The sequence below is a fragment of the Salmonella sp. SAL00670 genome, from assembly GCF_046552235.1.
GTDB classification, from domain to species: domain Bacteria; phylum Pseudomonadota; class Gammaproteobacteria; order Enterobacterales; family Enterobacteriaceae; genus Salmonella; species Salmonella enterica.
In genome coordinates this window covers 1,346,722-1,368,823 of record NZ_JBGDUO010000001.1, presented here as the reverse complement: position 1 = coordinate 1,368,823, position 22,102 = coordinate 1,346,722, and the positions used below count along the sequence as shown (strand labels likewise).

At 52.9% G+C, this 22,102-nt stretch carries 15 protein-coding genes; 3 read left to right on the top strand and 12 right to left on the bottom strand.

What is annotated here, in order from left to right; all coding sequences use genetic code 11:
• The first annotated feature begins 212 nt into the window (after window positions 1-212).
• Complete coding sequence (gene fbaB, locus ACLJRS_RS06915; RefSeq protein WP_000129590.1) at window positions 213-1,265, top strand: class I fructose-bisphosphate aldolase; 1,053 nt, start codon at window positions 213-215, stop codon at window positions 1,263-1,265.
• A 52-nt stretch (window positions 1,266-1,317) separates the two neighbouring features.
• On the opposite strand, the gene yegS is transcribed toward fbaB, so the two are convergent.
• Window positions 1,318-2,217: a lipid kinase YegS gene (gene yegS, locus ACLJRS_RS06910; RefSeq protein ID WP_001273393.1), complete on the bottom strand. Its 900-nt coding sequence runs from the start codon at window positions 2,215-2,217 to the stop codon at window positions 1,318-1,320.
• A gap of 561 nt (window positions 2,218-2,778) precedes the next feature.
• On the opposite strand from yegS, the gene steD reads away from it, so the two are divergent.
• Window positions 2,779-3,114: a type III secretion system effector SteD gene (gene steD / locus ACLJRS_RS06905; RefSeq protein WP_001624968.1), complete on the top strand. Its 336-nt coding sequence runs from the start codon at window positions 2,779-2,781 to the stop codon at window positions 3,112-3,114.
• A 121-nt stretch (window positions 3,115-3,235) separates the two neighbouring features.
• A complete protein-coding gene (locus ACLJRS_RS06900; RefSeq protein ID WP_001669236.1) occupies window positions 3,236-3,652 on the top strand; it encodes a CesT family type III secretion system chaperone in 417 nt (138 codons plus the stop codon).
• 35 nt (window positions 3,653-3,687) lie between these two features.
• Here ACLJRS_RS06900 and sseK2 read toward each other — a convergent pair whose 3' ends face one another.
• The 11 genes from sseK2 to mdtA form a co-directional block, all read right to left on the bottom strand.
• A complete protein-coding gene (gene sseK2 / locus ACLJRS_RS06895) occupies window positions 3,688-4,734 on the bottom strand; it encodes a type III secretion system effector arginine glycosyltransferase SseK2 (RefSeq protein WP_077906093.1) in 1,047 nt (348 codons plus the stop codon).
• A 450-nt stretch (window positions 4,735-5,184) separates the two neighbouring features.
• Window positions 5,185-6,546 carry a tRNA 5-hydroxyuridine modification protein YegQ gene (gene yegQ, locus ACLJRS_RS06890; RefSeq protein WP_001669237.1) on the bottom strand — a complete coding sequence of 454 codons (1,362 nt, stop codon included), beginning with the start codon at window positions 6,544-6,546 and terminating at the stop codon, window positions 5,185-5,187.
• A 115-nt stretch (window positions 6,547-6,661) separates the two neighbouring features.
• Window positions 6,662-8,773: a DUF4034 domain-containing protein gene (locus tag ACLJRS_RS06885; RefSeq protein ID WP_000434251.1), complete on the bottom strand. Its 2,112-nt coding sequence runs from the start codon at window positions 8,771-8,773 to the stop codon at window positions 6,662-6,664.
• A gap of 10 nt (window positions 8,774-8,783) precedes the next feature.
• Window positions 8,784-9,500, bottom strand: a complete 717-nt coding sequence (locus ACLJRS_RS06880; protein WP_000498586.1) for a DUF1266 domain-containing protein — start codon at window positions 9,498-9,500, stop codon at window positions 8,784-8,786.
• Window positions 9,500-10,702, bottom strand: coding sequence for a hypothetical protein (locus tag ACLJRS_RS06875; RefSeq protein ID WP_000141049.1), 1,203 nt, complete (start codon window positions 10,700-10,702; stop codon window positions 9,500-9,502). The genes ACLJRS_RS06880 and ACLJRS_RS06875 overlap by 1 nt, the downstream gene beginning before the upstream one ends.
• Window positions 10,703-10,970: 268 nt before the next feature.
• Entirely contained in the window at window positions 10,971-11,693 is a 723-nt protein-coding gene (baeR, locus tag ACLJRS_RS06870; RefSeq protein WP_000137854.1) for a two-component system response regulator BaeR, read from the bottom strand.
• Window positions 11,690-13,093, bottom strand: coding sequence for a two-component system sensor histidine kinase BaeS (gene baeS / locus ACLJRS_RS06865; RefSeq protein WP_000870074.1), 1,404 nt, complete (start codon window positions 13,091-13,093; stop codon window positions 11,690-11,692). Before baeS ends, baeR begins: the two co-directional genes overlap by 4 nt.
• Complete coding sequence (locus tag ACLJRS_RS06860) at window positions 13,093-14,505, bottom strand: MFS transporter (protein ID WP_000137818.1); 1,413 nt, start codon at window positions 14,503-14,505, stop codon at window positions 13,093-13,095. Before ACLJRS_RS06860 ends, baeS begins: the two co-directional genes overlap by 1 nt.
• Window positions 14,502-17,582, bottom strand: coding sequence for a multidrug efflux RND transporter permease subunit MdtC (gene mdtC / locus ACLJRS_RS06855; protein WP_001210108.1), 3,081 nt, complete (start codon window positions 17,580-17,582; stop codon window positions 14,502-14,504). Before mdtC ends, ACLJRS_RS06860 begins: the two co-directional genes overlap by 4 nt.
• On the bottom strand, window positions 17,583-20,705 hold the full coding sequence (mdtB, locus tag ACLJRS_RS06850; protein WP_001197787.1) for a multidrug efflux RND transporter permease subunit MdtB: 3,123 nt from the start codon (window positions 20,703-20,705) through the stop codon (window positions 17,583-17,585).
• Window positions 20,705-21,946, bottom strand: coding sequence for a multidrug efflux RND transporter subunit MdtA (gene mdtA, locus ACLJRS_RS06845; protein WP_000678827.1), 1,242 nt, complete (start codon window positions 21,944-21,946; stop codon window positions 20,705-20,707). Before mdtA ends, mdtB begins: the two co-directional genes overlap by 1 nt.
• Between the last annotated feature and the right edge of the window lie 156 nt (window positions 21,947-22,102).

Below are 22,102 nucleotides of genomic sequence, written 5' to 3'. Positions count from 1 at the left end.
CCATTTAATAATACCTTTTAAATACCATTGAGCATTAATTTTGACCGATCTAACACTTTTTCGGACGTGAATCGAGTCAGCAGATAGCGCCGAAAAAATGCGCTAAAGTTGGCAAAAATGGTCGGTCAGTACCAGGCTTATTGCGACCCGCAATCTGCGGGGCAGGACTATTCATCTTCCGATACCCTATCGGAACTTACGGGAGCATAGCTATGACTGATATTGCGCAGTTGCTTGGCAAAGACGCCGACAGCCTTTTACAGCATCGTTGTATGACCATTCCTTCCGATCAGCTTTATCTACCCGGCAAGGATTACGTTGACCGGGTGATGATTGACAATAATCGTCCACCAGCCGTTCTGCGTAATATGCAGACGCTCTATAATACTGGACGCCTGGCGGGAACAGGATACCTTTCGATACTGCCCGTCGATCAGGGAGTGGAGCACTCCGCCGGCGCCTCTTTTGCGGCCAACCCGCGCTACTTTGACCCAAAAAACATTGTTGAATTGGCGATTGAGGCCGGCTGTAACTGCGTGGCCTCTACCTACGGCGTACTGGCCTCGGTTTCACGGCGCTATGCGCACCGTATTCCGTTTTTGGTCAAACTGAATCACAACGAAACATTGAGCTATCCGACAGAGTACGATCAGACCCTGTACGCCAGCGTTGAGCAGGCGTTCAACATGGGCGCTGTGGCGGTAGGGGCGACGATCTATTTCGGTTCGGAACAGTCTCGTCGCCAGATTGAAGAGATCTCCGCCGCTTTTGAGCGTGCGCATGAGCTGGGTATGGTGACCGTATTGTGGGCTTACCTGCGTAATTCTTCCTTTAAAAAAGACGGCGTTGATTACCATGTATCCGCTGACCTGACGGGGCAAGCCAACCATCTGGCCGCTACGATTGGCGCGGATATTGTGAAACAGAAAATGGCCGAGAATAATGGCGGTTATAAAGCGGTCAACTTCGGCTATACCGACGATCGCGTGTACAGCAAACTGACCAGCGATAACCCGATTGATTTGGTTCGTTACCAGTTGGCGAACTGCTATATGGGACGCGCCGGGCTTATCAACTCCGGCGGCGCGGACGGCGGTGACACTGATCTCGGCGACGCGGTTCGTACCGCGGTGATCAACAAACGAGCCGGTGGAATGGGGCTAATTCTGGGACGTAAAGCCTTTAAGAAATCGATGGCTGATGGCGTGAAGTTGATTAATGCCGTACAGGATGTCTATCTGGATAGCAAAGTCACCATCGCCTGAGTTCAACGAAGAAAAGCCGGATGTGAGCGCATCCGGCCAGCGACTGGTGTTATTAACGTAGCAACGGGCAGTCCGGCGGCAGCCGACAGCGTAATGCGCCAGGCAGCACCTCAATATGAAATTCTTGTCCGCTGAGTGGTTCGCCATCCAGATTAAACGTGATTTCATGCGGCGCATGAATATCAAACCACGCTGAGGCGCCGTCAATAATATTCGGATTGTCATCTGACTGCGTGAGTGTGGAAAACAGCGCCGGCAGCAGCTCTTCGCCGGTAAAAATCCGTAGCTGTAACAGTCCGTCGTTAATCAGCGCGGTGGGACATAATTGCTGCCCGCCGCCGGCCTGACGACCGTTGCCGATGCCGATCACCAGCGCATCGCCCTGCCAGTGAAAGTTTTCGCCACGTATTTCGCAGCGATCAGGGGTCAGCGTATCCATTCTCATCAGACCGTGGATAAGATAGGAGACGCCGCCCAATGCGGCTTTAAGTTTTTCCGGCGTTTCGGTGGTAATGCGGGTGCCAAAACCGCCCGTCGCCATATTGATAAAGCAGGTTTTATCATTGACCCTGGCCATATCAATTTCCATCGCGTTTCCGGCAATCGCCAGTTTCAGCGCTTTGTCCAGCGCTTCAGGAATACCGGCGCTGGTGGCAAAATCGTTGGCAGTGCCGAGCGGCAAAAGGCCCAGTGCAGGGGCTACGCCGTCGCGGATCTGGATGAGCGCGGTCGACACTTCATTAATGGTACCGTCTCCGCCGCCGGCAATCACCGTTTCAACGCCCAGTCTACGGGCTTCATCAACGTAACGCTGCGCGTCGCCTTTTTCCCAGGTTACCCGAACGTGAATCTGTATACCTTCGTCGCGAAGTAGAGTAATGGCCTCACGTAGCGGCTGGTTATCAGCGCTTTTGCCATTGAGGATCAGTAAGCTGGCGGGAAAGTTAGCCATCCGTTATGCCTTAATAGGTTGAACAACAATCTCCAGAAAGTGTATAGCAGAAATGAAAAAGCGAGGTCAGAACAGGATGAAAATTGAAACGTTGCGCACTTATTGCTTTACCGTTTTTCTTCCTGCTGTACGCAGCGGTAAGCGAAGCATGGTTTAAGGCAAATGGCGACAAGAGAGATGCCGTTATGCGCATTGAGTAGCACTTGTGAGAGTGCAAGGAAATCACAAGGGGTAGTCAGACGCTTTCCGATATAGCGCCTTTGATAACGAAACGGAGAATTAACAAGACGAACATACGTCAGTTATCAGTATTAATTTCAAACACCATAGTATCAGATAAAAACCTGATATTTATTACCAAACATACTTTTTAATAGCATAAAATCGAAATGTTCTTTAGACTCTTTAGCAGAAACACGGCGCACAATTAGAAGCACGCTACTATATATCAAATAAAACCTATTTAGATGATGGCTTAGCGCGGTGTCCTATAGTCGTACCGTTGCCTGATGTATCGCTTTTCTCATAAACATAAACAGGCATGTGCATGAAGAGGTTTATATGAATGTCACTTCAGGCGTGAATGCGCAAACGCCATTGCTCCCTCCTTCTGAACGGGGTAATGACGAAAAACCGGTAGCTGAAATCGTTGAGTTTAACGCTTACGGCAATAAACCCAGATGTTTAATATGCGTGGGAACCACGGCATTGTTTACAAGTGTTTTCAGTGGGGTATGCTCAGGGGCTGTCGCCAGTGTCAGTAGTGGTGCGGCATATACTACCGCTCTGACGGTTTTAGGCGCATCGTTTGGCATGGGGGGAATTGGTATGATGGGAATATGCGCCGGACTATACCTTAGCGCAAATGGCATCAGAACCCGGCCAGCCTGGCCATAAATGAGCAAACACAGCAAGTCATAGGGAAAAGACGAATTCCGACGATGACACGGGGTGTTAATCGTCCAGACCAGAGGCTTATGACTTATATAGAAACGCTTTAGATAGAGTATGGGGTGTTATGTATTCAAGAGCCGATCGCTTATTAAGACAGTTTTCACTAAAATTAAATACCGATTCAATTGTCTTTGACGAAAACAGATTATGCTCATTTATTATAGATAACCGTTACCGTATCTTACTAACAAGCACTAACAGTGAGTATATAATGATATACGGTTTTTGCGGAAAACCTCCGGATAATAATAATCTTGCTTTTGAATTTCTCAATGCTAATTTATGGTTTGCAGAGAATAATGGACCACATTTGTGTTATGATAATAACTCACAATCATTATTACTGGCTCTCAACTTCTCACTCAATGAAAGTTCTGTAGAGAAACTTGAATGTGAAATTGAGGTAGTTATTAGATCAATGGAGAATCTGTATCACATTTTACAGGATAAAGGAATAACTCTGGATACCGATTATACGTGACGGTGGGAAGGGTGAGTAAAACAAGGCTATCATGATTACCTCCAAGAACTGGCAGTTAAACTGCTTGTGTTCATAATGATATTTTCGTGTTTAAATTCAATGAAATCGCAAAATGCGTCATAATCTTGTATATGAGAACCGTCAAAATAATGCCTCAACCCTTTACTGAGCCAGTCATTATAGGGATCGCCATAAGGTTTACTGTGCATAATTTCGAGTCCTTTTATTAATGCTGGATGCTCGCTGCGGTTAACAGCAATAATCCCATTTTCAAGGCTAACATGATTATCTTTACGACTTACATGGATAGCGATACCATCAGGTAAATACAAAGTACCGAGTTTATCAGTAAGTAACATATCTGCATCAAGATATATGCACCCACCGCCTGGTTGCAGATGATGACAACCAGGTTTACCAGCTTCCAGAAAGGCATCGCTTCCTTTTAGCAGGAAAAGATTTCTGTAGAAGTCAAACCATAAGTGACCTTTGTCTTTATTATGAGATGAAATAAGCGTTTCCTCCGGATTGTTTTTCAAGACATCTTCCAGGCTTTTTTTTACCCCGTTAAGCAAGACCTCATCTCGTTCACTTGCTGACTGAGCTTCCAGTTTGGTGATGTTTTCTAAATAAATCGTCGTTAACTTTTTATCATACATGCTATAATTAAGGTCAGAATTGTAAATAACCTTTATGTTTCTATAATTTTGTTCCAATTTTCCCAATGCTTTTCTTTGTCCCTTGCTAAAATCGCCATCAACGAAAATACCGATAATTCTTTCTTTTTCTATTATAGCAGCATTGATAATATTATTAAGATAAGGGTTTTTCTGCGTATTGATAATGGGAATTTCGTTTTGACCAAATCTATCTGGATTGCGTTCAAACCACTGAAAAACGAGCGGCGTATGGTGATCTAGTGGCAATAGAGGATAATCAATCCCAGCAAAACTTACATGGCCTGATGAAGGTGGACTGAGCGTAGGTGCGATGGTTTGAGTATTACTTTGACATGAAATCAAACCTCTAATCCGGGAAAACATTATTTTAATCCTTGTAAAAGCGGCATTAAAACGTGCCATATTTTTACACGCTTAAATTATCAGTTTTTAACCTTAATTTAATAACCTGGAAACTTTTTGTGTAAGTGCTCACAAAGTAGTTATTGATTTAATTCACTGATTTTAAACGTTAACGTCACAATGCTAAGTCCTGAGTCCGACCGGATGCGGGGAGGATTGTGACTTGCTGGCTGGCAATGGATAGGGGAGGTCTCTAAACCTAAGCGCCCATTTGCGCTTTGGTTAGTGTGGTCAATTTTGGATATGGCGGGAAGTACCACTTTTTTATGGATTATACGCAAAAAATAAGCCTGCGTAAGGGAGATTACGCAGGCCAAGGAGGTGGTTCCTGGTACAGCTAGCATTTATGGGTTATGTTTTTCAGCGCGTTGAATAATACCCGCATTGAGCGAAGCGGTATGTGATCAATTTCTAAGAATCTTCCCGCCATGAAAAAATAACCGCAATTAACTACTTAGCATAGGGGTTACGCGTTGATTCGCCTGAGAAATTACGCATCAATAGTGCGTAATCCAGCGTAACGTCCTGCGGGACGGGCATCCAGACGGTATAGCCATCGCCAGGTGCCACCGGCATAGCGTCGCCTTTGGCGTTCTCCATCTGTTCCAGGGTGAAATGGATATTTCCCTGCGGTGTCATCAGCTCCAGACTATCGCCAACGGAGAATTTATTTTTCACCGTCACGGCCGCCAGTTGGCCTTTACGCTCGCCGGTGAACTCGCCGACAAATTGCTGGCGTTCGGAAACGGAGTACCCGTACTCGTAATTCTGGTAATCGTCGTGCGTATGGCGACGCAGGAAACCTTCGGTATAGCCGCGATGAGCCAGACCTTCCAACGTTTCCAGCAGCGTAGGGTCGAAGGGTTTACCCGCGGCGGCGTCGTCGATGGCCTTACGGTAGACCTGCGCGGTACGGGCGCAGTAATAAAAGGATTTGGTGCGGCCTTCGATTTTCAGCGAGTGGACGCCCATTTTCGTCAGGCGCTCCACGTGGGCGATAGCGCGCAAATCTTTTGAGTTCATGATATAGGTGCCATGCTCGTCTTCGAACGCGGTCATGTATTCGCCCGGTCTTTGGGCCTCTTCTATCATAAACACTTTATCCGTCGGCGCGCCGATACCGAGCGTCGGCTCAACGTTCTGTACCGGAATCGGTTCGTGCTTATGCACGATGTTGCCGACAACGTCTTCTTTTCCTTCCTGCACGTTATATTCCCAACGGCAGGCATTGGTGCAGGTGCCCTGATTCGGATCGCGTTTATTGATGTAGCCGGAAAGCAGGCAGCGGCCGGAATAGGCCATGCATAGCGCGCCGTGGACGAAAATTTCTATTTCCATATCCGGCACCTGCTGGCGAATTTCCTCAATCTCTTCCAGCGACAGTTCGCGGGAGAGAATCACACGGGTCAGCCCCATCTGCTGCCAGAATTTTACCGTCGCCCAGTTTACGGCGTTAGCCTGTACCGACAGGTGAATCGGCATTGTCGGGAAGTGCTCGCGTACCAGCATAATCAACCCTGGATCGGACATGATCAGCGCATCCGGGCCCATCTCGACGACGGGTTTCAGGTCACGGATAAAGGTTTTGAGCTTGGCGTTATGCGGGGCGATGTTCACCACCACGTAGAATTTTTTTCCGAGCGCGTGGGCTTCGTTGATGCCAAGCTGCAAATTTTCGTGATTGAATTCGTTATTACGCACGCGTAAAGAGTAGCGTGGTTGGCCCGCATAGACGGCATCGGCACCGTAAGCGAAAGCGTAACGCATATTTTTCAGCGTTCCCGCCGGCGAAAGGAGTTCTGGTTTAAACATCATTTTCTCGTTCTGATGACAGGTCAGATCCGCCTCACCTGATGAGGCGGCTTGAGGAGAGTCCTCACTTTAAGGGCGGGCATTGTAGCGCCGTGGGAGAGGGGAGTAAACCACCTTACACCATTGAGTTGACCTGTCCCGGCAGCTCTGAATTCGGGATACGGACGGTATACCAGGCGAAACGAAAGCGTTTCCAGAAAGAATCGAAATGCAGGTGGTCCAGGCAGTCCATAACGATTTCATTATCCGGGTAAAGTGTGAAGGCAAAATGCGCCCAGCGTGCGCTTAGCTTCATATTAAACAGCGTTCGATCGTGTTTATTACCGTGCAGGCGCGATAGGGTCACCATAGCATGTAGCGTGCCTTTGTTGGCCTCTTGTTGCACCAGTTCCAGATGCTTATGCGCCAGCGTAATATCCTTCACTTCAAAAATATTCAGCAGGAACAAGCCCCAGGCCTCTTTATGCCCGAACTGATGCGCCAGCCAGAGATTATCGAGTAGTTCTTTTTCATAAGCGGAACGTTTTTCGGTATCAGGTTCTTGTTTACTCAGACGCTGGTTGCAGACGCCGATGCTGAAATGAATATTTTGCAGGTCATTTTCATAGTCGGTATAGCCTCCGTTATCTATTAATTTGTACGGGGTGCTCTCGCGCAGCGCTAACTGCCGGTGCAAAATCTCCGCCGCGCGCTGAAAATACCCTAACGCGATGGCAGGATCGTAAGGTAGTAGGCCGTTGTTCTCTTTATTATTGTGTTCAAGGCCCAGCAGGTTTAGCGCGGCGGGTATATTTCTTTGTGCGCCCAGCTCTGCCAGCGGCACGAAATGTTCCGGGAGCCCGAACCAGTTGAAATTTTTAATCGCCGCCCGCCAGCTATGGTTATATTGAATGTCGGCGACGCTATCGAGCCAGGCGAGGCCTTGCGCCTCATCCTTTTCGAAACCCAATAACCCGGCGTACTGAAAGTAGCCACGACGGATTTTCGGCACTGCGAATTCCGTTTGCTGCGCATTCTGACAGAGAAAATTATACATCCACCAGGTGTCAGGAAAATCGCGCAGGGCGAACTTTATCGTGTCATCAGAGAAGTAATTGTTGAGCTTAACTTTTTCCACGATCGAACGCTGAAGGGTTCGCCAGAGCGCGTCATTATCGTCCAGATCGCTATAGCAGACCCGCAGCCACTCCAGCGCGTTGTGGCGAGATTCCTGGATATGCGCTCGCAGGCTAATCTCTTCGGCTTTGGCGATAATACGTTCCTGTTCTGCCGGGGAGTCAACCTCTTTGATGCGCAGATCGCGGTGATCGTCCCACCAGATCAATAGCTCCAGATGTTCACGTTCTGCGGCAGAAAGGTGATCGCATACGCTTGATTCCAGAAATTCGCGGATCTCCTCGTGAGACCCTCTCCAGCGTGGCATACGAAACGGGATATATTCATCCAGCACGTAAAATGCCGTCGGGAAAATAGCCAGGCAGACGGCGAGCCAGTATTTTTGCCCGGCATCGTCATTGCACTCCGGCAGCACGGACGGGCGAGGCAAATTTGGGCAAACCGCGTCGGCAAACGACAGCCCGGAATGGGCCATCAGCGCGTCCACCTCCTGCGGTGAATGGCGATGATATTCAGCCAGATCTTCCATTAATGGCTGCCCGGCAACATCCGCGCCCACGAGGAACTCAACCAGCCAGTCGGGCTGGCCGAAGACTTTTGAGTTGGTGCTGGTCAGGGCCGCCGCCATCCACTGGCGCGGTTCACAGTCGATAGCATTGAGCGCGGCGATGACCATCCGTTCGTTGCAGGCGGCGGCGCAGATCCACATCGCTCGGGTGGTTTCTCTCGCCCAGCCATAGCTGCGGTACAGCCACGCACGGTGATTCCAGTATTGCGCCTCGGCAAGCCAGGCGTGAGTGGAGCGGGGACGAGCGCGCTGCCAGTTTTTGATCAGCGCTAATCCTTGCGGCCCAGCCTCAACCAGCGTGTCCATATCGTAAAAAGGGTTGTCCATTTGATTCCAGGCGAAGAAATAGCGCTTTTCCGCTTCGCGGCTGGTAAAGCTCTCCATCAGCGCCTGGTTGTAACGTTCGTCCAGTTCGTCATAGCGTTCTTCGCGCAGCAGGCCGGAAATATCGGCGATATGCCACTCTCGTTGCCCGTCATTGAGGGGATTTTTGTGGTTGCACATCTCAAACATAGCGTTGAGCAGACGATCATCCTGTTCCATAAATAGTCCTTTAAATCGGCTCGAAAATTTTGAATTCATTCCACGGCAGTTGTCGCCAGCGGCTGACAGGGTCTTGCAGATAATGGGTGGCTTCCTGTAAATCCCGTCCGGCAAGCGCTGTTGGCGTGTCACGTAGCGTGAGCCATACCCGGCGGGCACGAACGTAGGCGGTGGCGTAATCCTCCCAGGAATCAAAACAGTCCTGAGCGCGCTGGGCGTTAAGTAATAACACCAGCCAGGCCTGATGTACGTCGCACCAGCCGAGCCCGGCGATACAGCGGGTCAGAAAGGCGGTGCGCATGCAGTCGAAAGCCAGCGCGTCGCGGACCTGGCCCTGGGCCGCCAGATGATGATAAAACGTGCGCGGCGAGCTGCCGATGCCCGCAGGCCAGCGGCGTAAGATATCCTCGACCTTGTGGCGTAACGCCGCGCCGTCGAGGTTTTCGCTCAAGCCCAGCTCTTTTTTTACCTGCTGTGCCAGATAGCGGCGTTTGTCATCGTCAAGTTTGAAGACCAGCTCAACGCCTTTGATCGGTAGCCCGTTGCGCCGGGCGAGGATATCAGCTAGCGCCAGCGCCCATTGCCGCCGTCGGGTATCGCGACGCAGATCCTTCAGACGATCTTTTTCTTTCTCCTCGGCGATACGGGCCGCAATCAGCGGTTTGTTTTTTTTGTAGTTGCGCCAGCTAAAAAATAGGGCGGCAATAATAAGAACAATCCAGAACATTAGCGCTCCTCCCTGGTTGCAGAAAGATAGCGCGTGGTTTGTAGCGTCAGGCTTTCAATTTCGAAAGGTTCGCTACTGGTGTTTTTCCCGGCAAGCGTAGGATGCCATTCATGCTGCGGAAACAGCATTTCCGCAGCCGTCGCCACGTTAGGATCAACAACCTGAAGGTAGCGCAGTGCCTCCGGGGCGCTGTGCAGCAGCAGCCACTGTAAAGCCACCGGAGGCGTAGGGAAGTGTTCCATTAAATGAAAATTGTCATGCAGCACATTGAGCAGAAAATTGAGGTCATGAATATGAGTAATAAATTTCCAACCTGAATATTCCGGCGTTGCTTCATAAACTATTCCCATCCCTTCGCAATCGGCGTGGCGCTCAGGAAGTGGTTGCAGATGGCGTAACAGAGATAAAACATCGTTAGCATATTTCTTAATAGGGTGGCGATTTTGCTTACCTTTAATCTGATCAATGCTCAGGCCGTTATTACCAACCACCAGGCTTATTGTGACGTGGGGAATATTATTGCCGTCGCGCAGGCTGAACAGGCGAAGTTTTTGTTGTTCAATTTGCCGGGCGTAGTAATCGCCGTAGCCGCCGGAAAGCGCGCCTTTATTATCAAAATCTCCGACGCAGTGTTGCATATGCCAGGATTCATACGCCATCTCACTGCGCAGGCCGGGATTTGTTGCATCAAGTTCAACCAGTACGCCGTTATTCACCGTCATCACCGGTTTTAGCGCCTCGCTGTTGGAGGGATACCAACCTTGTTCACGCAGGCGCTGCATTTTTTGATGCTCCGCTTCGCGCATTGCCAGCACGGTAAAGCAGTTGATACGCTGTAGTTTAGTTTCCAGCCGCGTTCCTTCCTGACGCGAAAGAAATTCCACTAAATCTCTTTCCATCGCCACAAGTTGCGGGTGCTGAACGTTAAGGTAGTAAAAGCGCTCATCGCCACCCAGCTTTGGCGCCAGCCAGGCGGGGATTTCTGCATCAGCGCTAAAATAAACGGCATAATCGGCGACGGAGCGCACAGGATAAACATGAGGAAAGTCACCAATGATCCAACGATAAAAATGGTTGCTTAACCAGCGCTGGATAATTTCGCTGTCGCCGCGTTGTTGGCTCCGGGAAAAAATAGACGATTTTACATTTGGCGCATTTATTATATTGCGTGGTTTATAGCGGTGAGATGACGTTTCTGTCATAAAAATCCATGTATAATTAAGCTGGTATTATGTTTATGTATTTTTATATTCACTTAATGAATTAATGCGCAATAAGTTTAAAAAACTACTCACAGTATATCGGTAAACTAAAAAGAGCGGCCAAATAATTTATTGTCCCCGATCGCGTTCGTCATGGTTTTCGGGATACCGCTCGGCCAAAGGAAAGAGGACTGTGTGTTAATTCCGCCAGAATAGCGTTGGCGGAAAATATCGTCTTACGACCTTGTTATTGTTATGCCAATAATCATTATACCAGGCGACACGCATCCGCTTCCCAGCGATACCCTACACCGTACACCGCGCGTATAAATGACTGTTCGGCATCCAGCGATTCCAGTTTACGGCGCAGGTTTTTAATGTGGCTGTCGATAGTACGATCGGTCACCACACGGTAGTCGTCGTAGAGGTGGTTTAACAACTGCTCGCGGGAAAAAACTTTACCCGGTTCAAGCGATAAGGTTTTTAGCAGACGGAATTCAGCGGGGGTTAAATCCAGCGCTTTACCACACCAGGAGGCCTGAAAGCGGCTTTCATCAATCATTAACGGGCTTTCGGCATCCTGCTGCTGGAGTTCGCGCTGCGGTTTACAGCGGCGCAAAATGGTTTTCACGCGGGCCACGACTTCGCGCGGGCTGTAAGGCTTACAGATATAATCATCGGCGCCGATTTCCAGCCCAAGCAGCCGGTCGATCTCTTCGATTTTGGCCGTGACCATCACAATGGGGATGTCGGAAAAACGGCGAATCTCCCGGCATAGCGTCAGACCATCGGTACCCGGCAGCATCAGATCCAGCAGGATCAGATCCGGCGGCGTTTGACGCACATACGGCAGTACCTTGTCGCCATGATTGATGAGCGTGGGGGCGTAACTCGCCGCGCGTAAGTAGTCAATAAGCAGCTGTCCCAGCTTGGGTTCATCTTCAACAATCAAAATGCGCGGCGTGTTTTCATCAATGGGTAATTCAGTCATACTTCTCTCTGTAAATCGCGATCCAGCGGTAACTCTACTGTAATGCTAACCCCGCCAAAAGGCGAATGAGCGGCGTGAAGATGACCGTTATGCGCGTGTACAATATTGACGCATATTGCCAGCCCCAGTCCAGAACCGCCGCTGGCGCGGTTACGGGACACTTCCGTGCGGTAAAAACGGTCAAAAAGCTTTTGTAACTGTTCATCGCTGACGCCCGGTGCAGAATCGGCAAAGGTCAGGAATAATGATTTGTCGCGTTGTTCGGCGGAAATATGCAGGCCACCGCCGCTGTCGGTGTAGCGCAGACTGTTTTCCAGCAGATTATTAAACAGTTGCATCAGGCGATCCGGGTCGCCGAAGATGGTCATGCTATCCGGCAACGCGTAATGTAGCGTTAGCCCCCGGCTGGTAAAGCGTTCTCTGAACGCGCCGCCAGCGACTTCCAACAGGGGGACAAGATCGACGGTCGTTTTTTGGTAAGCCAGCGCGCCCTCGTCAGACAACGAAAGCTGATGCAGGTCGTCAACCAGTTTGGTAAGCGTACCGACTTCCGCCTGTAACGAGGTAACCGATTCTGGCGTGAACTGGCGAACGCCATCCTGAATGGCTTCCAGTTCGCCGCGCAATACCGCCAGCGGCGTGCGCAGTTCGTGGGAAATATCCGCCATAAAGTCGCGGCGCATCTGCTGGTTTTTTTCCAGCGTGCTGGCAAGCTGGTTAAAATCCTGCGCCAGTTTTCCCAGCTCATCGGCGCTGGTTGGGGTCACGCGCGTGGTAAAATCCCCCGCCGCCAGTCTGTGCGTACCCTCGACCAACCGTTTGACCGGGGCGAGCAGGCCACGCGCCAGCAAAAACGTCGCCAGCGCAGCCAGCAACGTTGATAACGCCACGATCATCCAACTGGCGCGCCGCTGCTGCTTATCAAAATTAATATCCGTATTGCGCGTCAGCCGCTCGACAGGAGAGGCGATAACCGCGCCGACTTCGGCGCCATTGACCAGAATGGGGCGGCGAGTACCGTCATGCGGCACCGGACCGCGTGGGCCGACCAGCACCCGGCCATTTTGATCGACGACCCAGAATTGGGTGCGCCAACCGTGCGGCGGCATACCGGGGCCGGGTTTATCGCGGTCGTTGTCATGCTCAAATGAACGCAAAATCTGGAAAACGAAGCGATCGTTGTTGCGTAAAAAACGCCAGTTGCCGTGTTGCTGGTACTGGTCGCCCAGCGCATCGCCCAGCATTTGTAGCCGCTGCTCGTTGCCGTGTTTGATATAGTCAATAAATCCGCGTTCAAAACTGACGCGCACGGCCCAATGCATACTGATCAGCAGCACGATGCAGGTGGCGAAAATCGCCAGAAACAGCTTGCCGGTGATTCCGGGCCGCCAGACTTTCATTACAGGCTCCTTTTACGCCGTGAAATGACCATGTTTTGCTGTGTATCGTTCGGCACGCGGGCAAAAATTATCGCCGGTAGCGCGATAATAACCGCCATACATAACCAGGTGTACATAAAGACGTGATGTGTGGCGCTACTGTCTATCCCGATATGCTGTTGGCCAAACATACCCAGCAGCATTCCGGCAATAGTGACGCCGATACTCATCGAGAGCTGCATAATCATCGATAATAAGCTATTGCCGCTGCTGGCCAGCGTATCGGGAAGGTCTTTTAGCGTTAAGGTATTCATGGAAGAAAAGCGCGCCGAGTTCACCATTCCCTGCAAAAGCAGTACCAGCGGCAGGAGATAATACCAGCCGAGCAGCGCGACCGACATAAACAACAGGCTAACCAATGCCAGTCCGAGCGTAGTCGCCACCAGAACCCGACGATAGCCAAAACGGTTAACTATCTGCACTACAATCCGCTTCATTCCCATGCTGCCCAGCACCATGGGAATCATCATCAAACCGGCATGAAACGGTGAAAAACCAAGACCAATTTGCAAAAAGACCGGCGTCATAAACGGCAGCATACCGCTGCCGATACGCCCGGCAAAACTGCCCAGCAACCCCAGTGAAAACGTGGGCGTGCGGAACAATCGCAGGCTGAATAACGCGCCTGAGTTTTTTTTGGCATGGAAGAGATAGAGCAGAATGGCTGCCGCGCCGCCCGCAGCAAGTCCGGCTAATGTCCAGGGCGAAATCCCCATGCTTTTACTACCGTCCAGCGCCAGCGTGAGTACCGCCATGCCGATAGCTAACAGCAGGAACCCCGGCAGATCAAAGCGCCGGGTCTCTATGGTGTAGTTTGGCATCAGCATAAAGGTTGCCATAGCGCCGACAATTCCCACCGGGATATTGATCAGAAAGATCCAGTGCCATGAAGCATATTCCACCAGCACCCCGCCCAGCGCGGGGCCGAGTAACGGCCCGATCTGTCCCGGTAGGGTGACGAAGGTCATCGCCGCCATATATTGCGCGCGCGGCACGATTTTCATGACCGTCAGGCGTCCGACCGGCACCATCATCGCGCCGCCTACGCCTTGTAAAACCCGCGCTAATACCAGTTGATTAAGCGTGCCGGAAAGGGCGCAAAACAGCGAACCCAGCGTGAACAGCACAATGGCGGCAAAGAAAATATTACGCACGCCGATTTTGTCTGCCAGCCAGCCGCTGGCGGGGAGCATCACGGCGACGGTAAGAACATATGACACCACTACCATGTGCATATGCAGCGGGCTTTCCCCCAGGCTTTTCGCCATGGAGGGCAGCGCAGTGTTGACGATGGTGGTATCCAGCGACTGCATAAAAAAGCCGAATGCCACAATCCAGAGTTGCCAGCGGGTGTTGTCAGGAAGTTCTGTCATATCTCTACTACCGGTTTGCTATTTTTACGCGAAAAACGTAGCCGCAGACGATCGAAAAAGAGGTACACCACCGGCGTGGTATAGAGCGTCAGGAGCTGGCTCATGACCAAACCGCCGACAATGGTTATCCCCAGCGGCTGCCGTAATTCCGAACCGTCTCCGCCAGATAACACCAATGGCAGTGCGCCGAACAGCGCCGCCAGCGTGGTCATCATTATTGGACGGAAGCGTAACAAGCAGGCCTGGAAAATGGCTTGTTCCGGCGTCAGGCCGCCGCTTCGTTGCGCTTCAAGCGCAAAATCGACCATCATAATGGCGTTTTTCTTCACAATGCCAATTAATAGCATGATCCCTATCAGGGCGATTAGGCTGAAAGGGGCATTGAAGAGTTCCAGCGCCAGAAGCGCCCCAACGCCCGCCGATGGTAGAGTAGAGAGAATGGTCAGTGGATGGACGTAGCTTTCGTACAGTATCCCCAGCACAATGTAGACGGTAGCGATCGCCGCCACTATCAAAATAAGCTGTGAATTCATGGTCTGCTGGAAGACTTGCGCCGTTCCGGAAAAACTGCCGCGTACCGTCGAGGGGACGCCAAGCTGCGTCATGGTGCGATTAATGGCCTCTGTCGCCTGCGATAACGATGTGCCGGTCGGCAGGTTAAAGGCAATCGTGGACGCCGCGGAAAGTCCCTGATGGTTCACCGACAGCGGCGCATTGGCGGGCCGCCATTGGGCGAAATAAGAGAGGGGAATCGCTTTTCCGTCACGGTTGATAACGAACATTTTCTCCAGCGCGCTGATATCCTGGCTATAGCGCGGATCGACTTCCATCACCACTTTATACTGGTTCATCGGCTGATAAATGGTGGAAATTTGCCGCTGGCCGAAAGCATTATTTAACAGACTGTTTGCGGCCTGAACATCAATACCCAGCCGTGACATGGTGTCGCGGTCGTAGATAAGGTTCATCTCCGCGCCGTTATCCTGCTGGTCGGAGTTTACGTCCGCCAGTTGCGGCAGGGCCGAGAGCGCTTTGCGTATTTTCGGCTCCCATTCGCGCAGCGCCGCGAGAGAGTCAGACAGCAACGTATATTGGTAACTGGCGTTAGCCTGCCGCCCGCCGACGCGAATATCCTGTACCGCCATCAGAAACAGCCTGGCGCCAGGTTCTTTTGCCAGTTTGACCCGCAGTCGATCAATGATTTGCTGCGCCGTCTCTTTGCGTTCGCCGCGCGGCTTCAGCGTAATAAACATCATGCCGCTATTCACCCTCGATCCGCCGGTAAAACCAGTGACATTATTCACCGCCGGATCGTCGCGAATAATTTTCATAAAATCCTGCAGCTTGCCGCGCATGGCCTGGAAAGAGATGCTTTGGTCAGCCTGAATACCGCCCATCAACACGCCGGTGTCCTGCTCCGGAAAGAATGTTTTAGGGATGGCGATATAAAGCCAGATGTTCAGCGCAACGGTGCCAAGAAAAACCACCCCGACAAGACGCGTATGGTTAAGCACCCATTTTAACGACGTGCCGTAACCCTGTTGCAAGGCGACCAGCAAACGGCCAACGCCCCGTTTACGCGGTTGGGTGCGCGGTTTGCTTGATTTAAGCATCCAGCCGCACATCATCGGCGTCAGTGTGAGCGAGACCACCAGCGAAATGCCAATCGCCACCGAGAGGGTAACGGCGAATTCCCGTAATAATCGTCCTGGCAGGCCGCCCATTAACAGCAGCGGCAGAAATACCGCCACCAGCGACAGACTCATGGAGATGACCGTAAACCCAACTTCTCGCGTACCCTGTAATGCCGCCTGCAAAGGTTTCATTCCCGCCTCCAGATGGCGGGCGATATTTTCCAGCACCACAATGGCATCATCAACGACAAATCCGGTCGCGATAGTCAGCGCCATCAGCGACAGATTGTTGAGGCTGAAGCCGCACAGATACATGGCGGCGAAGGTGCCGATGAGCGAAACGGGAACGGCGACGGCGGGAATTAGCGTGGCGCGCCCGGAGCGCAGGAATAAAAACACCACCAGGATCACCAGCGCAACAGAGATAGCCAGTGTCTCTTCTACCTCTTGCAGCGACGCGCGAATCGTCGGCGAACGATCTTGGGCGATTTGTAAATCGATAGCGGCGGGGATCATTGCCCGCAGTTCCGGCAGTTTTGCCCGGATGCCGTCGACCGTCTGAATAATATTGGCCTCCGGCAGCTTGCGGATCATCAACAAAATAGCGGGTTTAGCGTTCGTCATCCCGGCGTTACGGACATCCTGCACCGAGTCGGTGACGCTGGCGACGTCGCCCAGGCGTACCGCCGCGCCGTTGTTATAGTGAATAATCAGCGGCTGATATTCGGCGGCGGTTTTCAGTTCGTCGTTGGTCTGGATTTGCCAGCGGTGGACGCTATCTTCAATTGCGCCTTGCGGTCGGCGTACGTTGGCGCTGTCGATCGCTTCGCGGACCTCATCCAGCGAGACGCCCTGGTTAAAGAGCGCCTGCGGGTTTAAGCCTACACGTACTGCGGGCAGGGAGCTGCCGCCGACGTCAACATCGCCGACGCCGTCAATTTGCGCGATGGTTTGCGCCAGTTGGGTAGAGGCGAAATCATACAGTTTGCCCTGTGACCAGCTCTCCGAGGTGAGCGTTAAAATCATAATCGGCGCGTCGGACGGGTTGGCCTTGCGATAAGTCGGGCGGCTGGGCATTCCGCTTGGCAACAAGCTTTGCGCGGCGTTAATGGCGGCCTGCACGTCGCGCGCCGCGCCGTTAATATCACGATCGAAATTAAATTCGAGAATAATGCGCGTACTACCGAGCGAGCTGCTGGAGGTCATTTCATTGACGCCTGCAATGCGTCCCAAAGAACGTTCCAACGGCGTCGCCACCGACGAAGCCATGGTTTCCGGCGAGGCGCCCGGTAGCGAGGCGCTAACCATAATCACCGGGAAATCGACCTGCGGCAGCGGGGCGACCGGCAGCAGACGAAAGCCCAGAATGCCGCACAGCGTAATGGCGGCGGCAATCAAAATGGTGGCGACCGGGCGGTAGATGAAAAGGGCGAAAAAGCGCATCTACGCCTCCTCTTTATGGCGCGGAAAGCGACTTTTCACGTACAGCGACAGGCGGTCAAACAGGAGATAAATCACCGGTGTGGTAAACAGAGTTAATACCTGGCTGACCAGTAGGCCGCCCACCATCGCGATCCCCAACGGGCGACGTAATTCCGCGCCAACGCCGGTACTCAACATTAATGGCAATGCCCCGAGCAACGCCGCCAGCGTGGTCATCAGAATCGGTCGAAAACGCAGCAGACAGGCCTGGAAGATAGCGTCGCGCGGACTCATCCCCTGTTCGCGTTCGGCGGCGAGGGCGAAGTCAATCATCATGATGGCGTTTTTCTTCACGATGCCGATCAGCAAAATAATGCCGATAATGGCGATAATATCGAGCTCGCTACCAGCGATGATCAGCGCCAGCAGCGCGCCGACGCCCGCCGTAGGCAGCGTTGAGAGAATCGTGATCGGATGGATAAAACTCTCATACAGCACGCCGAGCACGATATACATCGCCACCACGGCGGCGACAATAAGCCAGACGGTGCTGCCCAGCGCCGCCTGGAAGGCGAGCGTACTGCCCTGAAACTGCGTTGTAATATCCGCTGGCAGGGCGAGCGTTTTTTCCGTATCGAGAATCGCCTGCACCGCATCGCCGAGCGAATAGCCCTCCGGCACGTTAAACGAAAATGTCGTAACCGGGAACTGATCTAAATGATTGATGGAGAGCGGGGCGAAGCGCTGCTCAATGCGGGCAATCGCGCTGAGCGGTACGGTGCCGCCGTCGCGGCTCGTCAGGCGAATCGTCTCCAGCGCCGCCAGGCCCGGCGTGCTGGCGGTATTATGTTCCAGCACGACGCGGTACTGGTTCGCCTGGGTATAAATCGTTGAAATCAGGCGTTGTCCGAACGCGTTGTACAGCGCGTTATCCACATCCGCCATGCTGATACCCAGACGGCTGGCGCTGTCGCGGTCGACATTCACCCAGGCCGCTAATCCTCGATCTTGCCAGTCGCTGCTTACCTCAGAGAGCTGTGGTAACGACTGTAGCGCGTTCTGCAGTTTTGGCACCCAGTGGCTGAGCGCATCGAGCGTCGTGGCCTGCAGGGTAAACTGATACTGTGTGCGGCTGACCTGCGTGTCGATGGTTAAATCCTGCGTCGGCTGGAGATACAGCGCCACGCCGGGAATCGTCGCCACGGCGGTTTGCAGCCGGGAGATCACCTGCTGCACGCGGTCATCACGCGCATCCAGCGGCTTGAGGTTAATTTGCAGGCGCGCGCTATTCAGCGTGGGGTTAGCGCCGTCTACGCCAACAAAAGTCGTCAGGCTTTGCACCGCCGGGTCCTGTAATATCCGCTCCGCCACCTGGCGCTGACGTTGCGCCATACTGGCATACGATGACGATTGCGGCGCCTGCAGCGTTCCCTGGATAATGCCGTTATCCTGTACCGGAAAGAACCCTTTCGGAATGACTATCCACAGCATAATGCTGAGCAGGAGCGTGGCGAATGCCACGCTCAATGTAAGCCACGGATGGTTGAGCACTTTCGCTAATCCACGTCCGTAGCTGGCGATCACGCGGTCAAACATCCGCTCGCAGGCGCGGGAAAAGCGGTTTTGTTTACGCAGAGACTGCTGGCTGAGCATACGCGCGCACATCATGGGCGTGAGCGTCAAAGAGACGACGGCGGAGATTAAAATCGCTACCGCCAACGTCACCGCAAATTCGCGGAACAGTCGACCAACAATATCGCCCATAAAGAGCAACGGGATCAGCACCGCAATCAGGGAAAAGGTGAGGGAAATAATGGTAAAGCCGATTTCGCCCGCGCCTTTGAGCGCCGCCGCCAGCGGTTTTTCTCCTTTTTCGATGTAGCGCGAGATGTTCTCGATCACCACAATCGCATCGTCCACCACGAAACCCGTGGCGATAGTGAGCGCCATCAGCGTCAGGTTATTAATGGAAAAATCCAAAAATACCATCACCGCAAAGGTGCCGATAAGCGACAGCGGTACGGCGACGCCGGGAATAATTGTGGCGGGAATGTTACGTAAAAACAGATAGATAATCATGACGACCAGCGCGATCGCCAGCATCAGTTCAAACTGGGTATCGCGCACGGAAGCGCGAATATTGGTAGTGCGATCGGACAGGACCGTGACCTTCACCGATTTCGGCAGGCTTTCGGTAAGCTGGGGCAGCATCTGGCGAATGCTGTCCGCTGTCGCAATGATATTGGCGCCAGGCTGGCGTTGAACGTTCATCACGATAGCCGGCGCTTGATTCGCCCATGCGCCGAGCCAGCTATTTTCCGCCCCCTGTTCGACGGTGGCGACATCGCCCAGCCGTACCGGCGCGCCGTTTTGATACGCGATGATAAGCTTGCGGTATTCGTCGGCAGACTGCATCTGATCGTTAGCAGAAAGCGTCACCGCTCGTTCGGGGCCATCCAGACTGCCTTTCGCCGAGTTGACGTTGGCGCCGGTAATTGCGGTACGGATAGTTTCGCTGGTCAGACCGAGCGCGGCGACAGCCTGAGCATTCAGTTTTACACGCACCGCAGGGCGCTGCCCGCCGGCAAGCGTCACCAGCCCGACGCCGGAGACCTGCGAGATCTTCTGCGCCACGCGGGTTTCTACCATGTCCTCTACCTGGGTCATCGGCATCGCATTTGAGGTGACGGCAAGCGTCATAATCGGCGGGTCCGCCGGATTGACTTTGCTATAAATCGGCGGATTTGGCAGGTCGGAAGGCAATAAATTGGTGGCTGCGTTAATCGCCGCCTGTACTTCCTGCTCGGCAACGTCCAGCGGCAGCGTCAACTGAAACTGTAGCGTCACCACCGATGCGCCGCCGGAACTTTGCGACGACATCTGCTTCAGCCCTGACATCTGGCCGAACTGGCGCTCAAGCGGCGCGGTGACGGCGGAGGTCATGACATCCGGGCTGGCGCCAGGGTAGAGCGTAACAACCTGAATAGTGGGGTAGTCGACCTCCGGCAAAGCGGCGACGGGCAGGAAGCGATAGCCGATAATCCCGGCGAGTAAAATCGCCGCCATCAGCAGAGTGGTGGCCACGGGGCGCAGAATAAACAGACGCGAAGGGCCGCCCGTGCTGCCCGGAGGTAATACCTGCATCAGGCGCGCGCTCCTTTTTGACCTTCATGGCGGGAAGGGGATTTTTCATCCGCCACGGTGGTTTGCGGCTCAACGACCTCGACTTTTGCGCCTTCCGTCAGCCGATCAATACCATCGGTAACGACGCGATCGCCTGCCGACAAGCCAGCGCTGATCACCACGTTTCGGTTATTCTGAATACCGATTTTTACCCGCTTCTTGCTGACGTTATTTTCGTCGTTCAGCACCCACACAAAGTGGCCCTCATTGCCCATTTGCACCGCCGCGGCAGGCACCACAACGGCATTTTGTTCGGTATCGACCAGCATCCGGGCGTTCACAAATTGATTGGGGAACAGCGTATCGTCCTGATTGGTAAAGCGCGCTTTAATTTTGATCGTTCCCGTCGTGGGATCAATCTGGTTGTCCAGACTGAGCAACACACCTTCGCTCAATTTGTGCGAGTTAGTCCGATCCCAGGCTTCTACGACCAGCGCTTTCCCCGCTTTCTGTGCCTGAACTACGGTCGCGATATCGCTTTCCGGCAGAGTAAAAATGAGATCAATCGGGTGCGTTTGCGTAATGACGACAATACCTGCGGTATCGCTGCTGGAAATCTGGTTGCCGACATCCACCTGTTTCAGACCCACGCGTCCCGAGACCGGGGCCGTGATACGACTCCAGTCGAGCTGTAACTGCGCGCTGGCGACATTGGCTTCATCCGCTTTAATGGTTCCCTGGGTTTCGTTGACCAGCGCCTGTTGCGCATCCAGTTCCTGACGGGAAACCAGATTGGTTTTTGCCAGTTGCTGATAGCGCGCCAGATCACGACGTGCATTCGCCAGCGTAGCGTTATCTTTTGCCAACTGTCCCTGAGCCTGCGCCAGGGCGACCTTAAACTGGCTGGGATCGATTTGCGCCAGCAGATCGCCTGCGTTGACCTGCTGACCTTCCTGAAAGTGTAGGGCGATGAGTTGACCATCCACGCGGCTACGCACCGTAACGGTATTCGCGGCGGTCACGGTACCCAGCCCGCTCAGATAGCGCGGTACGGCCTGCGTGGTCGCGGTCGCGGCCTGTACCGGCGCCAGAGGGCCGTCGCGCATACCGCGGCGACCTGCGGCGGCGGTATGCGGCGCTTGCGCGGTGACGCCCGGCGCGGCGGTCGGGCTTTCGCTACGGCTATGCCAGAACCAGAATGCGGCGGCGGCCACTACAACCCCAATCGCTATTGCCCAGCGGAAAGTATTACTGCCTTTCATCGGTATAAGTTTCTCATCCTGAAACGTTTTGCGGAATGTTGCTCCCTCTATTGTAGTCAGCAGGGAAGGGAGAAAAATGGAGGAATTATGGAACACGGTCGGGATTATTCTGAATGGCGACCCGCTTTGCGAGGCGCTACGCAACTCTCATCGGTG

Excerpts from the sequence above, each read along its gene's own strand:
- ACLJRS_RS06885 (WP_000434251.1), bottom strand. The coding sequence starts at position 8,773 with ATGGAACAGGATGATCGTCTGCTCAACGCTATGTTTGAGATGTGCAAC.
- mdtB (WP_001197787.1), bottom strand. The coding sequence starts at position 20,705 with ATGCAGGTATTACCTCCGGGCAGCACGGGCGGCCCTTCGCGTCTGTTT.
- sseK2 (WP_077906093.1), bottom strand. The coding sequence starts at position 4,734 with ATGGCACGTTTTAATGCCGCTTTTACAAGGATTAAAATAATGTTTTCC.
- mdtA (WP_000678827.1), bottom strand. The coding sequence starts at position 21,946 with ATGAAAGGCAGTAATACTTTCCGCTGGGCAATAGCGATTGGGGTTGTA.
- ACLJRS_RS06875 (WP_000141049.1), bottom strand. The coding sequence starts at position 10,702 with ATGACAGAAACGTCATCTCACCGCTATAAACCACGCAATATAATAAAT.
- ACLJRS_RS06860 (WP_000137818.1), bottom strand. The coding sequence starts at position 14,505 with ATGACAGAACTTCCTGACAACACCCGCTGGCAACTCTGGATTGTGGCA.
- steD (WP_001624968.1), top strand. The coding sequence starts at position 2,779 with ATGAATGTCACTTCAGGCGTGAATGCGCAAACGCCATTGCTCCCTCCT.
- yegS (WP_001273393.1), bottom strand. The coding sequence starts at position 2,217 with ATGGCTAACTTTCCCGCCAGCTTACTGATCCTCAATGGCAAAAGCGCT.
- ACLJRS_RS06880 (WP_000498586.1), bottom strand. The coding sequence starts at position 9,500 with ATGTTCTGGATTGTTCTTATTATTGCCGCCCTATTTTTTAGCTGGCGC.
- ACLJRS_RS06900 (WP_001669236.1), top strand. The coding sequence starts at position 3,236 with ATGTATTCAAGAGCCGATCGCTTATTAAGACAGTTTTCACTAAAATTA.
- baeR (WP_000137854.1), bottom strand. The coding sequence starts at position 11,693 with ATGACTGAATTACCCATTGATGAAAACACGCCGCGCATTTTGATTGTT.
- fbaB (WP_000129590.1), top strand. The coding sequence starts at position 213 with ATGACTGATATTGCGCAGTTGCTTGGCAAAGACGCCGACAGCCTTTTA.
- baeS (WP_000870074.1), bottom strand. The coding sequence starts at position 13,093 with ATGAAAGTCTGGCGGCCCGGAATCACCGGCAAGCTGTTTCTGGCGATT.
- yegQ (WP_001669237.1), bottom strand. The coding sequence starts at position 6,546 with ATGTTTAAACCAGAACTCCTTTCGCCGGCGGGAACGCTGAAAAATATG.
- mdtC (WP_001210108.1), bottom strand. The coding sequence starts at position 17,582 with ATGCGCTTTTTCGCCCTTTTCATCTACCGCCCGGTCGCCACCATTTTG.